The sequence below is a fragment of the Sporosarcina pasteurii genome, from assembly GCF_041295575.1.
Taxonomy (GTDB): Bacteria; Bacillota; Bacilli; order Bacillales_A; family Planococcaceae; genus Sporosarcina; species Sporosarcina pasteurii.
Map to the genome: position 1 here is coordinate 1,077,709 of NZ_CP160452.1, position 16,960 is coordinate 1,094,668.

Sequence of the window (16,960 nt, forward strand, 5' to 3'; positions counted from 1 at the left end):
CGACCAATTATGTTAAATAGATAGACGAAAACACTATTCTGACAATACACTACAATTGTATGAATCTGGAGCGCTGCTGTATGCTTGGATTTCTATTAGTGTGATGAGAGGGATATCGCTGTTATCCAGGGCCTATATGATAAAAGTGGTGGAACCTATGGTGCCAAGCGAATTGCTGGTAAACTAAAGGTTTCAGGTCACGTGATTAACCACAAGAGAGTCGCACGATTGATGAAAGAACTAAACATCAAGTCGGTAATCCGTATTGCTAAACGAACAAAAATTGAGAAAGAGCAAGGTGCTGGATACGTTTACCCTAACTTTTTGGAGCGACATTTTGACGCTAGTTTAGCCAGTCAAAAGTGGGTAACTGATATATCAGAGTTGGTTGTGAATAACGTGAAACTCTTTATATCGGCAATTATGGATCTTCATAACCGAGAGATAATTTCGATTGTGATAAGCTACAGTCCGAACATGGATTTTATCGAGAAAACGATACGTACAGCAATGCAAGCCAGAGGTTTGGCTGACATGAAACAGATTGTTAGTGTATATCGATCCTTCAGACACCATTGTCTTATTTAGCTGCCATTTAGATACAATTGTTTAACTGTCCATTTTATGGGGAATTGACCACATTTGGATAAGCTAACCGCATTGGAAATCCAGCATCCCACATTTTGTCTTACACGCCATTTGTTAAGCAGAGCTAGGGTCTTGGTATCCAAACTGATTAACCGCCTTGATTCCCTTGTCTTGGATGTTTGGAAGATAAATTCACCCTCATGATGAAACAAGGTTTTATTTAACCGAATAGAGCCAGTTTCAAAGTCAATATCGTCCCATGTGAGAGCTAAGACTTCTCCTTTACGTGCACCAGTATAAATTAAGAGGTGAAAAAGTATATGATCACGAAAATCTAATTCCCGTTTTGTGATGGTAAGGAATTCTCGTATCTCTTCCTTTTTCCAATAATTGCGTCCATCCGCCTCATTTTCCTCATTAATAATTGTTTCGTTTTGTTGTCTTGGTATAGTTACATGTTCCAATGGATTCCTATCGATAATATCCATTTTCAAAGCATATTTGAAAACTTGATTAGCCTGTATTTTAATGTCATTAACTGATTTGATCATTTGGGCGATTTTATTGATCATCTTTTGGCAATAGGGCCTAGTGATCTCCTTTATTTTCAATTTGCCGAAGCGGGGCAATTTGTGCTTATTGAATTTTGATTCAATGGCTTTCTTAGTGCTTAATTTAATTGTTTTTGAATGATTAGAAAACCATTGGGCGTAAACGTCTTGAAAAGTCAGGCTGTCGTTCTTAATTGATATTCCGCTCAGCTAATTCTTGTTCAAGCTTAGCGGCGGCAACTTGTGCTTCATTAATGTCGTACAGTGAGACAATTAATAAATTGGTCGAGGCTGGAGTGGAATAGAAGAAGGGGCTCATTTTTGAGCCCTTTTATTGTGCTTTTTTGCGTAGGGAATCGCTTGGGAACCGCTTGGGAACCGTGGCCATGCTTCGCAATTCTACAAAAAATTTCTATTAATTATGTAGGCGATCATAATTGCAACTTACTTCTAGCATTTCTGGAAGTATCGTTTATGGGTTTTAATCACTATTCTAGTTTAAATGAAACAAAAGAACCTTCTTAATTTATAAATGAGAAGTATAAGGGGTGGAAAGTAACACCATATATAGTAATATTTGTTTATTAAATGTAGAATGATAATAGATTACATATAAAAAAAGGGGGATTATTATGTTGAACGGAGCAAAGTGGTGGAAATTTGATTTTCATGCTCATACACCTGCCTCACATGACTACGGGAAAGGGATGAATCAAGATGACTTAAAAAAAATGACACCAAAAGAATGGTTATTGTACCACATGGAGAAGGAAATCGATTGTGTAGCTGTTACAGATCATAATTCGGGAACATGGATTGATATATTAAATCAAACTCTTCAGGCGATGGCTCAAGAGGAAGCTGAAGGATACAGGCCTTTACATCTCTTTCCCGGGGTAGAGATAAGTGTACATGGTGGCATTCACCTACTCGCTATATTTGATAAAGGGACTACAAGTGAACATATTACTAAGGTTCTTCATTTAGCAAGATACAATGGTGTATTTGGTGAAACTAACAATACTACCGAGAGTACATTTTCCAAAGTCGTTCAAATAATAATAGAGAACAATGGGATTGCTATTCCAGCCCATGTAGATATGGAAGCAGGTATATTCGAAGAATCGTCGGGAATAACTTTGAAACAGTATTTAAGTTGTGAAGGTTTACTGGCTATACAGGTATGTGATTTAAACTACTCTAAGCCACAAATATATCGTGAATCCAAATTGAACCTTACAGAAGTTGCAGGCTCGGATAGCCACAGACCAGATCAAATTGGTAAAGATTTTACTTGGGTAAAAATGGAGCAACCCAATTTAGATGCTCTGAAATTAGCATTACATGATGGGGAAGATGGAGTCATTCATTCTGGAATAACTACACCCAATCCTAACGACCTGAAACTGAGATATTATATAAAAAGCCTAGAAATTAAAAATTCCTCTAAAGCAGGAAGGGAGCCTATTCCACTCCAAATCAATTTCAGCCCCTGGTTCTCTACCATCATTGGGGGACGTGGTTCTGGAAAGTCAAGTATTTTAGAGTTTTTGAGAATAGTGTTAAATAAGGAGGATGAGCTTCCTGAAACACTGCAATCACAATTCGCTGAATTTAAAAAAGTAGTGACTGGTAGGGGACAAACCGGAATGCTACTTGCTAATACCGAAATTAGATTAGAACTCGTAAAGGACGGTAGGGATATTGCACTTATATGGAATAATAATAATATTTCCGAACTTGAAAAAGATGAATTTGGAAACTGGGTAAGTTCTGGGGTTACATCGGGGATATCAAAGCGTTTTCCCATTCGTCTATATAGTCAAAAGCAACTATACGAGTTGACAAAAGATCCGGGCCTACTACTACAACTAATTGATAATCAATTCGATAAAGACAAGTGGAAACAAGATAAATTACAATATGAATCTGAATGGTTAGAGGTACGAAGGAAAATTAGAGATATAACTAATAAGCTAGGTCGTCAAAAGGACATTGAGCTACAGATAAATGATATAAATGCAAAAATAAAGTTGTTTGAAGAAATGGGACATAGTGACGTTTTAAGTGACTTCCAAAACACAAAACTTGTTGATTCTACACTCCTTTCGATTACTGAGAAGGTCGATAGCCAAATCAATTCAGTCCAGAGTGCGTTAACTGTACTGGGGAAACTAGAGTTATCGGATGAAGCTAAACAATTTATAGATGTAGAATCCATGACAGTTCTATCTACTTCGTTTAGTAGTTGGAATAATATAGTGAATGAATATCAAACATTAAACCAAAAACTAGAGGAATTTAAAGAATCATTTACAATAGCGATAGGCGATCTTCCTTGGAATGAACAAAAAGCCGATAAGGTAAACCGTTATAGAGGCCTGGTTGAAAAATTAGTTGAAGCAGGAGAATCAGATCCTCATTCTTATGAAAGATTATTGCAACAAAAACAAGACCTTCTAAATGAACAGAAAACTTTTATATCAATGAATTCGGAACTACGAAGTGAAAAGGTAAAAGCAATCGAGATCTGGGAGAAAATCCTAGACCATGAAAAACAATTAAGGCAACATCGAATGGACATAATCCATATGTGGAATAACAAAAATGACGATCTCAAAATTACCTTGTCCGAATTGGGAAACTCCCATCATGCCGAGGAGTCATTAAGGGAGGCTTTGAGAAGGGAAGGGAACACCTTTGCACGTGATATTTGCGAAAGAGACGATAATGATAGATTACAAAGTGGTGTCATTTATTCTCTTTATCAATTTGAAGATGATGTATGGAGCTCTAGGGATCGTATTGTGAAAGAACTAGCCAATCCCGCTAGTCTTGATGAAGGGAATTATACCAAGAGGTTTAAGGATCATATAAAAAATGTTTATGCTAATAATCCGGAGGATATTGATAGGTTATTAATTTGGTTCCCTGAGGACTTAGTTACGTTAAAACTATTAATAAATAGTAGAGAAGAAAATATCGACGTGGGATCCGCTGGGCAACGAACCGCAGCCATGTTATCTCTTTTATTATCAATCGATGATACTCCGCTCATCATTGATCAGCCTGAAGATGATTTAGATACTAGAAGGATAACTGATTTGATTGTTAAAGGACTTCGAAATTTAAAAAATAAGCAACAAATAATTGTGGTTACGCATAATCCTAATATACCTGTTAATGGTTCGGCAGAAATGATTATTCACTTGAATTTTGCAAGAGGACAAATTCGAGTGAAAGCTGCAGGTGCATTGCAGGAAGTAGCTATTCGTAAAGCAGTTTGTGATGTGATGGAAGGGGGAAGCGAAGCACTTAACAACAGGTATTATAGAATTTTCAAAGCACTAGAATAGTTTGAGGGCTGTATAGAACAATCCTCCTTCAACGCATCGATATCATTGACTACGAACACCTTAACAGGCGTATGTTGTGGAAGAACCGGGCAATCCTCCTCTTTGTAACTTGTATACAAATTGGGTTGTTTTGAGTAAAAGTTGAGTACATTTTCAGTTGTATCCCATAGGGAGATGAAGTGAACAATATTATTCTTGGATAATTCTTGAATTACTTGTTTATTAAGATGAATATACATATCTTATTCTCCTTTCCTATTAGTTAATATATTTCTTGAATAAAATTTTATGATAAAAGTGATTCGTCCTATACTTAAAGACAAACAAAGGATTAGGTAATTTGTTAAAGATTTATCGAGGTTTTTTAAGAACATAAAGAATATATTCCTAGTAACTCCCGACCATTTTGTTGGGAGTCTTCTTTATGTTTAGCGTGTTATTGTTTGTTTTCATATTAAATTAACAGGTGCAAGAGATGAAAATTATTGAATAGATCAATAGATCTCTTGTGCAATAAAATAGGATTGTTTAAAAATATAACTGGTTGGTCAAGATATAAAGTAAATTAGATGTAAGGTGATGAGTTTATATATAATGGCGACAACGTATACAATTGAAGATATAAAGAAATATGCGGAGGAGAGAGGTGGCTGGTGCTTATCTGACGAATATCGGAATATGAAAACGAAGCTCAAATGGGTATGTGCTAATGAACATTATTTTGAAAAGACCTTCGAAAAGATTAAATATAAAAATAGTTGGTGTTGGGAATGTAGAAAGGAGGAGTTAGCGAAAGAAAGAAGAAAATACTCCATTAAGGATATGATGCAATTTGCTAACACTCGTAATGGTGAATGTATATCCGAGGGATTCACTAACACGAATTATAAACTCACATGGAAATGTGAAAAGGGTCATGTATGGGATGCTAGTTATGAAACGGTGAAAAAGGGACATTGGTGTAGTGAATGTGCAGGTAACAACAAAAAAACCAAAGAATATATTTTGGAAATAGCGAAAAAGTTTAATGTACAATGGATACCTTCAGAATATCAAGGCGTTAAAGAGAAAATGCAGTGGCGATGTATAAAAGGACACGTATTCAATAAAACGTTAGACCTTATACAAAGGGGTAGTGGGTGTCCAGAATGCTACGAAGAAGTTCGTGGAGAAAAAAGAAGAATGTACAGTATTGAGGATATTATGAGAGTAGCTGATGAAAAAGGCGGCAGGGTTATCTCGAAAGAATACAAGAATTACAATGAACAACTGATGTGGGAATGTGAAAAAGGACATCAATTCTCGATGAAATTTGGGCATGTGAAAGATGGACATTGGTGTAAAGTATGTGGTTATGAAAAGGTAGCCGAAAGCCGAAGGGTATACTCCATAGTCGATATGAAGTTGTTAGCCAAAAAATATAATGGTGAATGTCTTTCTGAAAGGTTTATATCAACCAGTCATCCGTTGAAATGGAAATGTGCCAACGGTCATTACTTTGAAAAAGCTTATGGTTATCTTCAAAGAGGACAATGGTGCTCTACATGCGGCCTTGGATTGAATGAAAGAAAAACCCGTTTCATATTTGAGAACATTTTTAGTGCCCCATTTCCAAAAACAAGAGAAGAGTTAGGTACAGGTCTGGAATTGGACGGTTATAACAAGAAGCTTCGGTTGGCATTTGAATACGAAGGAGAGCAGCATTACTACTTTATAAAGCTTTTTCATCGTGAAAAGGAGGGCTTTTTAGCTCAAAAGGCAAGAGATGAAGAAAAGAGAAAGCTATGTAAGGAGCAAGGCCTTAACTTGATTGAAGTTCCTTATTGGTTAGAAACAGATGAAGAAAAAATTGACTTTATTTTTGAGAAAATAAAAGGGTTAAATATAGATACGGAGGTTTCTGTTCCGTATGTGAAACGGAAAATGAAAGATTTCTATAATATATCTCCACAACTTGAGGAATTAAAGATATGTGCTATGGAACAAGGTGGAGAATTATTATCAGATACCTATATTGCGTCAAATGTTAAATTGCTGTGGAGATGCAAAGAGGGACATAAATTTTGGAAAGTTCCAATCGAAGTCAAAAAGGGGCAATGGTGCAAAAAGTGTGGGTATGAGTTGATGAAAAGGAAAATCACTATACATACCATTGAAGAAATGCGGCAGATCGCAAGGGAACATGGAGGAGAATGTCTTTCCGAGGAATATATTAATTCACGTTCTCACCTTACTTGGAAATGTAAAGAAGGACATGTGTTTAAAAAGAACCAAGAGAAAATAAAAGCAGGTCAATGGTGCCCTAAATGTCAGCAAAAAATAAAGCTGGAGAATATCCGTCGTAAGGGTTTTGAGAAGTGTTTGTCATTAGCAGAAGAGAGAGGAGGTAAATTAATATCAGACACGTATGTCTCTTCAACTTCAAATTTGAAATGGCAATGTAAAATTGGACATACTTTTGAACGTTCAAGGACTATAGTTCAAATTGGGAAATGGTGTAAAGAGTGTTTCTAGTATTAACTACTGATATAAGTGTTTTTGTAAGTTTTGCATTTTATTTTTTTGTTTTTTATACGATTTTCGGAAGGTTTTGGGTGGACCAGCGTAAGTTATTTTAATCACATTTTGACCACAAAACATATATATCTATATATTATCTCATTTGCGTTCTTCTTAATTAAAAGTGGTTAAACAAAAGGATTGGGGATGCCCAATCCTTTTTGTGCTTTACGACTCCAAATTCTAAAATCGAACGTTATTAAAAGACGGAAAAGTAGTCAAGTTAAAAGATGCAAAATATCAGAACATATAGGACGGGAGATTACGAGTACCATTCTTTGCAAATTTTTTCATTATATATAGTTATCTTTGTGACTTATCCACCAATATTTGTAATAGATTTGGGACTAAATCTTAGAGGGGCTGCAAAGAAAAATAGTCGTTAATATGTTAAAGTGGGACTATATCACGTATTGGAGGAACACCTTTTGGATCATGTGATATGATACGAAGAAAACATGTGTAACTTATAAAATGTTATCATTAGACTACAGCTTCCTAAACTTCAGATTGGGTTGATTGTTGGTGTAGCGGCTAAAAGTTAAAAGCTAGGTAAGCTGCTATCATTAAATTCATATGAAATATGTGTTTATAGTATATAAATAGACAGGGAAGCGCCTGTTTTCAAGAATTATGTTTGAAGCAAAATAATTGTTTAGTAGTCCTATTTGACTCCTTAATGAGGTACAGACAGGAAAAAGAAGATAAGTACATAAAAGCTGAGGAGCAACCGTCTCTTATTGGAATCATAGAGATACAGCTATCTAAAAATGGTTAGTGCTATCGAAAATAGCGCTTAATACTGATAAATGAGGAGAACGAATATGAATAAGAAAGTTTGGCATCCATTATTAGATTTTCTTGAACTGGATGCAGGTGAAGAATCAGGCGTATCTGAGTGGATAGATTCAGGAGAAACGGATTTATTAACAATGGATGTAGTGGTTCAATTGCAAGGAGCATTTTTAGCAATATCTAAATATCGCATGAGGAATTTAGCGATGTTAAACCAAAAGCCACGGATATCAGACTCTTCCTTCCAACATAATAATCTATACCATACATGGTTAAATATACATAAGATGTATCATTGTTCTAAAGAGGAGTTAAGTGATGCATTAAAATTAAATGGTTTTTTTGAAGATATATTCACACTCCCTTTAACAAAACAACGTAAGGAAGAATTTGTTGAAACGTACGAACGTTTTTTACAAGCAGTATTTGAACTGGAGACATCGCAGAGTCAAAGAGAATCAGTGGAAAAAAAAGAACCCGAAGAAAGTATTCGACTTAAGCAGGAAGTGGAGAAAGAAACCGTTGCTTCATTGGAAACTACTGTTCTAGTTGAAGAATCATCAAGTTTACAGTCGCCAAAAACATTTATTGAACAATTAACAGTACTTCAGACTTCTTCAATTGAGTCTGTCGTACACGCAGATGTCTTTACAAATTTTCAACATTATATGCATGTTGAACGGCCAATACAGAAGCAGTTTATTGCAGCATTAGAAACTGCCAAAAGATCATCAGTAGCGAATCTAGTTATGTTGTGCGGTAGTGTCGGGGATGGGAAAAGTCATTTAATTTCCTATGTCCAAGAAGCATTCCCGCAATTATTAAATAATGAAACGTGTTTTATTCATAATGACTCAACCGAGTCTTATAACTACTCAGAGGATGAGCTAGAAACGCTTGAAAGAGTACTCGCTCCATTTGAAGAAGGAGCGTTAGTGCCTAAAACTACAGTCATCGCAATTAACCTTGGTGTACTTCACAATTTCTATATGAAACACGAACATACAGGAGAATTCGAAAAAGTCCTTAGGGTCATTGAGAAATCTGAAGTATTTACAACACAACAAGACTATTATTATGAAGAACATGATCATGCTACTTTACTAAACTTTGCTGGGGTACAACCTTATGAGCTATCAGTTGAAGGAATACATTCTAGTTTTTTCAATGACATAGTTGAAAGAGTTTCAAGACCATCCAATGAGAATCCTTTTTATCGTTTATGGGAAAAAGAGTGGAATGCGGGTGAACGAACAGCTGCTCATATAAACTACCACTTATTAAAAGATGAGGAAATGCGCCATGCGCTTGTGAAAGTATTAGTTGAAGCAATGGTAAAGAAAAAGCTCTTTTTATCAACACGTGCATTGTACAATCTACTTTACGACGTGTTAGTGCCGTTAGATAATAAGCATGCAGTTCAACCTGAGCAACTGTTGCCGTATTTATTGTTTGAAAGACCTGATCGTTCGGACTTATTGCATGCGTTGCATGAGTTAGATCCGATAAAGCGAAGAGATGAGCGATTTGATGAACGGTTAAGTGAGTATATGTTAACTTCAGAACCTATCGCGATGATCAAGCAATATTTAACGGATGATGAATCCTATTTAAAGCTTTGGGAATCAGAAGATTATATGGACGAAAGCTATTTAAAATTATTTCTCCGACATTACTATTTATTGAATCACGGTCATTTAAACGAACGTTACCATCAGTTTTTAAAATACCTCTATCATTACTATATTGGTGAGGGTGGGGTAATTGGAGAATTTTTCGACTACCTAGATCAAGTCGTTGAAAGTTGGATTGGGTCACCAATCGACGGTTATTTATATATACAACCGATATCCAAAAATGAGTATTCTGTGGCAGTACCCTTTAAAGGAGAGCAAGATATAGGCGACCAGTATGGACAGTTTCATAATAAAGAAACGCTCAACAGGTTTATGCCAGAACTAACAGTAGGGTATAACGTAGAAGGTACCCCTGTATTAATATCATTAGACTATACTTTATTTGAACTTATCATTCATGTTGCTGAGGGACTTAGACCTGGTCAGCAAGACTACAATGAAGCGATTCAATTTATGGAGTTTTATAAGGACTTGATTCGTAATTCTGACCAAACGAATGATTTAATTATTGTACATCGCGAAACAAATCATATAATGCGGATTAAGAAACCGCGTTTTGCTCGCGGAGGAAAAACGTATGAGGTGGAGACAGTAAAATGACAAGCTATACTATCCAAAGCGACCGCGTAAATCGATTAATGGGAGTAGACCTAGAACAGAAGAAATATAGTAATGGGCGTCGAGGAAGAGTACATTTACTCCCTTTTCCAACAAGAAATGATCGTACAGAATTTGAAAATGGTTTTATGCCAGTAGTTGCAGGTGCAATGCGTAAGTTATTTGGCGAAGAAATTGAGATTGAAGGACATGCTACTCGGACAGAAGATGTATTACAAAGCATCCAATTTAGAGAAGAAACAACAGAACGAAGGTTTGAAAATTACTTAGAGAAAGAATTGCAAAATATTTCTAGTGGACATATTCAGGATTTATCTCAATTAAAATTCATCCCATTATCTTCAGAAGAAAGGGCTAGAAAAGGGGAGCTCGATTTGGCTCATTTTGTACATGATACGTTTTTAGCTCCCTATGCTGAAGAATTTATAGAAAAACTAAATGAATTAGAACCACAAAATATTTTGCTGAATTTACTTTCTACTGAAACGGAACAACCGACAAAAGGTGTAGATAAACTATATGGTAATCACTTACCACGTATCGTAGAGCAATTTAGAGAAGACTTTTTACTGTTGTTAAAACATCCAAGTTTTTGCATGCAGTATATTGACTTGTTATTTGTGCATTATACATACATTGTAATCACACAATTAGTCTTACAAGTAAGCCGATTCGAACAATTCAATGAGGAGAATTGGATTGATTTATATTTCTTCTATCAAGAAGAAAAAGCGGCACGTTGGAGAGATGGCTATAAGTGGGGATATCGTCGAGTTCAAACAGAGATGGCTAATTTCTTCGCCCACGAACACCTACTAAATATCGTTAGTGAAGTCAGTTTTTCAGATGAGCGTAATCTTCTTTATCATGATATTGCACAGCATTTAAAAGATGAAGAAGCAGAAGGTCAATATATTGAATCTGTAAATAAGTGGATGAAAGAAGTTTATATCCCTTTACGTGAAGTGTCACGTAATTATGAGGAATCTTCGACGCTTTCAGGCTTATTTCAAGAGATGTATGAACAAATTAAACCGAATATCTCTAATGAAATTAACAGTCGATATCCTAAAGGGCTAGATGAATTATTCAATAAATATTTCTATAAGCACGGGGGATCGCTTGGTAAGTTAAATAGTTTGAACCAAAGCCAAGTACTCTTGCTTGTTGCAATATCTGTTGGAGAGAGTCGTTTAGAGTTAAATAGACTGTGGGATGAACTGGAAATCCGTGGTGTATACTTGGATCATAAAACTCGTGAAGTTTTTGTCGAGTTATTAGACGGATTAAATTATATCGAAAAGAAGAGTGATAGTGGAGATGCTCAATATGTCAAACCAATTTTATGAATATATTGCTGAACAATTGGTTGTTTTCTTTAAGAAGCAATCTAGCAATCAAAAAATAGGGCGTTATTATTTACAATTGCCGTCAATTGAAACATCTGAAATTTTGTATGAAGCTTTAAAAATTGAAGAAGCATCATCAGCATTCTTTTACCAACATGAAAAAGGGAACGAACGTTATGAAACAATCGCTTTAACTTATCAAGGGTATAAGTTTGTAATCGCTATCGTAAATGAATCGATCACAAGCTCATTTCTCGTTACGTTACGTAACGCAATGAGTTTACAACAAGGTGAATGGAAAAATGCTTCACTTATTTTATTAACTTCTAACTTACAAGATTCCATTAAGGATGGAAGTATTAACTTAACTCACGAGGGTATGCCTTTACATGTTGAACAGTTTATAGGTAGCTTAGAAAAAATGATTGAGTTGCAAGTGAAAAATCCAATGAGCCGTAGAATTATCAAGCACTTTTTAGAGAGCAGGGAACGCGAATATGCACTTGAGAACACGACGTTTCTAGATTTTGAAGAAGTGTTAAATATCGCGAATAAAGAAGAGATAACGACAGAAGATTATCGTGAATTACATTACTTTCCTGACGATGAATTACGTCAGCTATTAAGTGAGCAAGAAACGCTCCCAGTAAAATCGAGAGCATGGAATCAGAAAGAGAAAGAAATTCAACATAGGCTCAATAAAAACACGGAACTCCATCACGATATAGAACAAACACGTGAACAAGGAAGTGCGCGTGAAGAACTCGAAGCTCGTTTTGGTGCAGGAAGAAGAGACCTGGAACCTAAGAGTAATCCCGATAAAGATAAGTGGTATGAGACCGATTTAACGAAAATTTTAAATTGGGAAGAAGACATTAAAAATACAACGAAAATCGAATTAATAAATGATGATATTAAGTGTGTGAATAAGCATATTGAGTTGTGGAAGCGTCCGAACGCAACGACAGCAGCAGGGTTACGAACATGGCATCTTATCGCTTTTGTATCTCCAGAAGAGGAAGCACAAGAAATAGAGGTCCGTATCCCATTTAGTCAACGTTTGAAAAAAGAACATATTTTATCACGTGCTCAATCTTATACGAATACATCCGGTAAGAATCTTGTGATAACTGCGAAAGTGGAAGAAGGGGCGGACTTTTATCGGAGCGTTTATAGGCATGAAGGAAAAACACCCTATACGTTTAACTTGCTGGTCTTGAAGTCAACATCTGAACCGTTTGAATCCATCCGTCATCACTATAAAATTCAAACCGGACAGAGGGCAAATTATGCAATTGAACTTCAAATAGACCACCAACATTTCCAACTAGGTACCGGAACAGAAAGAGAAGTTGCAATCAAAGAAAATGAACAAGTAATCGTAAGTGACTTAGACGAAACACTTAAATTGGAAATTGAACCGAGCGCAAGTACCGATGATCATTCGGTGAAATGTTTTATTCAAACACCGTCATTTACAGTGCCGATCGTCGTTAAAGACGAAGCCCTACGTATCCTTCCGAAGACAGCTCATCAAATTTGGGTAGAGAAGTTTGAAAAGCAACAATCCATAGAACTAATAGAGGACGATAGTAAAGCGATCATTCAAGACTATCTATACACTACACATTTAAATGAGCGTAAGTATTTTAAGCTGGAAGAGCGTTGGGCTAAGAAAAAGTGGGCGTATGGTAAATATGAAGATTCAAATTTAGAAGCGATTACCTTAGCGATACCAGATAGCGTAAAAGAAGCTTATCATGCTTATTTAGAAGCTGTCGAAGAACAAGGTACAATTCATTCTTTTACTTTCTATGATGAAGCTTTACGAGAGAAAGCAGAGATGTATGTAGAAGCATTTTTAACAGAAATAGAAAATATTGAAGTAGACTCTATTTTACAAGATGAAGTGCGTAATTTAATGAAGTTAGGTCGTATTGATATTAACGATGAACTAATATTTACAAGTTATGCACCGCTAAATGTCGCTTATCAACTAGAGCTACAAAAGACAATCAACGGAGAAGATATTGATAGAAATACAATTGAACGTATGCAAAACTCACATTTTGCACCACTGATTGTCGAAGAAGGGATCACGTATAAACCAGTAGTACATGATCGTATGTCTGAATGGACAATCTATCGTCCTAGCGATGAAGTGAATGTTGGGGAGTCTAATTTATACTTAGCACAACTTGTACAAGAGAAAATTGAGCAGTTCTATGAATACTACCCTTACTTATTTACAATAAGTGGTAATACTCCGTTACGAATCAGCATTGTAAATATTCCGGATGATCGTGAGATTGTTAAGGGACTTCTCAATATGTATTTGAAAGAAGTTAAGAAAGGAAAAGAATTACACGCTCTCCGACCAATTGAAATTTCAGCATATACGAGGGGATATCATGTAAGTCATTTTGAGATATTCCAGCAAATGGAAAACTATGAGGAAGTTGAACATTATTTCCAAGGACTATCGTTTAACAATAAGTATGACATACCTCGGGATGTATTTTATCAGTTACAACGTCTAATTCGTTATTCCGTTCATTCAATAGAAGATCAGATTAAATATGCACATTTATCATTTTATAAGATGGATGGAAAGTCAGAAGTCGTACAACAAAAAACACAAGATTTACCAGATAGTCTAGCTTTAAATGGTCTATTAACTTCTCCTACTTCGCAATTAACAGAAGAAGGTGGATATCGAATTGGATTTGGAACAGGCGGACATCGAGTAAATAAAGAAAACTTACTTGAAAAAAGTATCCTAAAATGGAACGAATATGTTGCAAATATGATGACGAACGGCTTAAATCCTTACAATAAAGATATTGCATTATCAACACGTGTACATGCCTTAAATGAGCAGTTGCTGGAAGATTTATATAAACAAACAAATTGGGTTACCTTTATTAATCCTGAAGTAGATTTACTTTATTTCACAGAAAGACGCGATGATTTAATCATAGTTCATTATAGTGATCAACTTAGCTCATCTCATGCGTATGATGCGATTACAGTCACAAACAAATCAACTCAGTACGTGCAAGTCATTAAGCAGTTTTTAGAAAGTCGCGAAATCAAAACAACACAAAAGGAAATAGAAGAAACAATCAAAGCATTTAATGTGTTTAATGGTGAATGGTTACTACGTGCTATTCAAAATAAGTCTCATGATCAGCGCGAAAAGATGAGTGTTTTGTCTGCAGTCAAGCTCTCGCTCAAGTATTTTAAAGAAAAAGCACCAGAGGTTACTTGGATTCCTATCTCTATGGAAGAAATTGTACGGGTTTCTAATGCGATTCAATTAAATAAAAAAGATGGGCTATTCTCTGGGAAGACAATTGGTCGGAGTGGAAACTGTAGTGACGACTTACTAATGATGGGCTTTAAAGTGGATGAACAAGATCAATTGATTCTATATCTTTACCCGATTGAAGTGAAAATCGGGCATAATCAATCAGGTGTCATTGATAAAGGGATTAGCCAAGTAAAAGAACTGAATCATCGTCTGAAAGAAGTATTAAATGAATCTACATTTGATGCAAAATTTATGCGACACTTTTTCGCTCAGCGAATGATTACGGTCGCTCAAAAAATGGAACAACAACAGTTTTGGATTGACCAAGTTTGGATAACGGAACAGATTTCGCATCGATTATTAAATGGCGATTTTACAGTTGCTATTAATGGTTTACCTTCGTTTGGTGAAGGTGCTATATTCTCATTTAAAAAAGAAGAAGTTAGCGAGAATAGTTCACGTATAGATAATGTGTTAGTTCTTGCTTATCCAGAGCAAATGGGCTATGAATGGTTAGCGAAGTCGATGGATGAAGTTATGAAGTTCGATATGAAAATTGAGCTGGAAGTAGAAAATACTAAGAAACGTGAAGAATATTCACCGGAACAACCAGTAAAAGAATCATTTGAGCAAGCAAAACCTTCTGTCATGAATGAACAAGACATAGACAAAAGGGAAGAAGATGTTAAGACTCAGCAAGTGAAAGAAAAAACAGCTACTACACAACCCCTAGTAGAAAAAGGTAAAGATAATTTTTCACGACCGTTAATTGGATATACACAATATGATTTGGCGCGACACTGGGAATTTGGTCATAAAGAATTACCAAATCGCCATCTCTTAATCGGTGGACGTAGCGGACAAGGAAAGACATACTTTATACAGTCACTCCTAATGGGGTTAAGTTCAGCAAATCAGCCTTCACTAGTAATCGATTATTCTAGTAGCTATACAAAGACTCAACTTGAAGAAGACTTTGTGGCACATTTAGGAGATAGGTTGGTAGAGCATAGTGTGTACCGAGACAAGATTCCAATCAATCCATTTGCAAGAAGAACACGTATTGTTTCAGGAAAAGAAGAACTTGAACCGATTGTTGAGACAGCTGGGCGCGTAATGGAAGTATTTGCTTCTGTTTATAGATTGGGACCTCAACAAGAAATGGTGTTATATCGTGCGATTAAAAGTGGGATTGAAAATCATGGAAGCCAAATGACGATGAGCTTGCTTGAAGAAGAATTGTATAGCTTAGAAGGAGCATCCAAATCGGTTGTAGGTTCATTATTATCACGGCTCATTCAATTTATTCATTTAGATCCATTTAATTATTCGACGGAACATAAATGGGACGATTACTTCCAAGATGATGGTCAAGTAACAATTGTTCAATTAGATGGATATTCACAAATAGAAATAAAGAAAATATTAACGGAGTTCATATTATGGGACTTATGGTATTTTCGTTTGAGTAAAACTGAAGAAAACCCTATGGCAATTGTTTTAGATGAAGCACAAAACTTAGCATTCGGTGAAGGTACTCCAGCAAATTTAATTTTACGTGAGGGTAGAAAGTTTGGTTGGTCCGCATGGTTTGCTACACAGACTTTCACAAACTTCTCATCTGAAGAATTATCAACATTGCAAGGTGCGGCAACGAAAGTCTTTTTCAACCCTGCGGAAAGTGAAGTTTCCAGTATCTCTCGCAATTTAGGTGGAGACTATCAAGAGGCTTTGCGTAAATTAGTCAAAGGTCAATGTTTAATAACTGGCCAATTTATGGAGGAGGACGGCACTTTAAGTCAATCACAAGTTTATGTGGTAAGCGTACCTCCTATGAACCAAAGAAATTAAAGAAGTGTATCCTTAAAGAGTACCTATGTTAAAGACATTCAAGGTTATTTGAACAGACGTGAATGTTTAAATTACCACGATGGGTTTGAGCACAGGTACTTTACATTAAAAAAATGTCACCAAATATCCTAATAGAACATCCCCGAATCGTTTTTTCGATTGGGGGATGTTTTTTGATTATTGTGTTTGACGATGATTTTATAAATGTTTATGATTTAGCTTGGAATGATTTTTTTCGATTACTTTCTGAAAGATTTCCTTTATATGTTGAACTGCGTCCCAATCCTCTTCGGGATTTTCACCTATAAAAATTACTAAAAGCTAAAGTGCAAAACGAAAAAAG

Annotated in this window: 7 protein-coding genes; 6 read left to right on the forward strand and 1 reads right to left on the reverse strand. The window is 35.7% G+C overall.

Annotated elements, in window-relative coordinates; translation table 11 throughout:
* The first annotated feature begins 114 nt into the window (after positions 1-114).
* The gene (locus AB1H92_RS04945; protein WP_115361893.1) at positions 115-588 is read left to right on the forward strand and encodes an IS3 family transposase; all 474 of its coding nucleotides are present in this window, start codon (positions 115-117) and stop codon (positions 586-588) included.
* Here the strand turns inward: AB1H92_RS04945 and AB1H92_RS04950 are convergent.
* Entirely contained in the window at positions 585-1,349 is a 765-nt protein-coding gene (locus AB1H92_RS04950; protein WP_115361891.1) for a site-specific integrase, read from the reverse strand. The genes AB1H92_RS04945 and AB1H92_RS04950 overlap by 4 nt on opposite strands.
* A gap of 422 nt (positions 1,350-1,771) precedes the next feature.
* Between AB1H92_RS04950 and AB1H92_RS04960 the strand changes: the two genes are divergently transcribed.
* From AB1H92_RS04960 to dptH, 5 genes are all read left to right on the forward strand, one after another.
* Positions 1,772-4,495 (forward strand): TrlF family AAA-like ATPase, encoded by a 2,724-nt coding sequence (locus AB1H92_RS04960; RefSeq protein WP_115361889.1) that lies wholly within the window; start codon positions 1,772-1,774, stop codon positions 4,493-4,495.
* Between the two features lie 594 nt (positions 4,496-5,089).
* On the forward strand, positions 5,090-7,009 hold the full coding sequence (locus AB1H92_RS04965) for a hypothetical protein (protein WP_115361885.1): 1,920 nt from the start codon (positions 5,090-5,092) through the stop codon (positions 7,007-7,009).
* Positions 7,010-7,878: 869 nt separating this feature from the next.
* Entirely contained in the window at positions 7,879-10,086 is a 2,208-nt protein-coding gene (gene dptF, locus AB1H92_RS04970; protein WP_166739477.1) for a DNA phosphorothioation-dependent restriction protein DptF, read from the forward strand.
* Entirely contained in the window at positions 10,083-11,453 is a 1,371-nt protein-coding gene (gene dptG, locus AB1H92_RS04975; protein ID WP_115361882.1) for a DNA phosphorothioation-dependent restriction protein DptG, read from the forward strand. Before dptF ends, dptG begins: the two co-directional genes overlap by 4 nt.
* Complete coding sequence (gene dptH / locus AB1H92_RS04980; RefSeq protein ID WP_166739478.1) at positions 11,434-16,617, forward strand: DNA phosphorothioation-dependent restriction protein DptH; 5,184 nt, start codon at positions 11,434-11,436, stop codon at positions 16,615-16,617. The genes dptG and dptH overlap by 20 nt, the downstream gene beginning before the upstream one ends.
* The last annotated feature ends 343 nt before the right edge of the window (positions 16,618-16,960 follow it).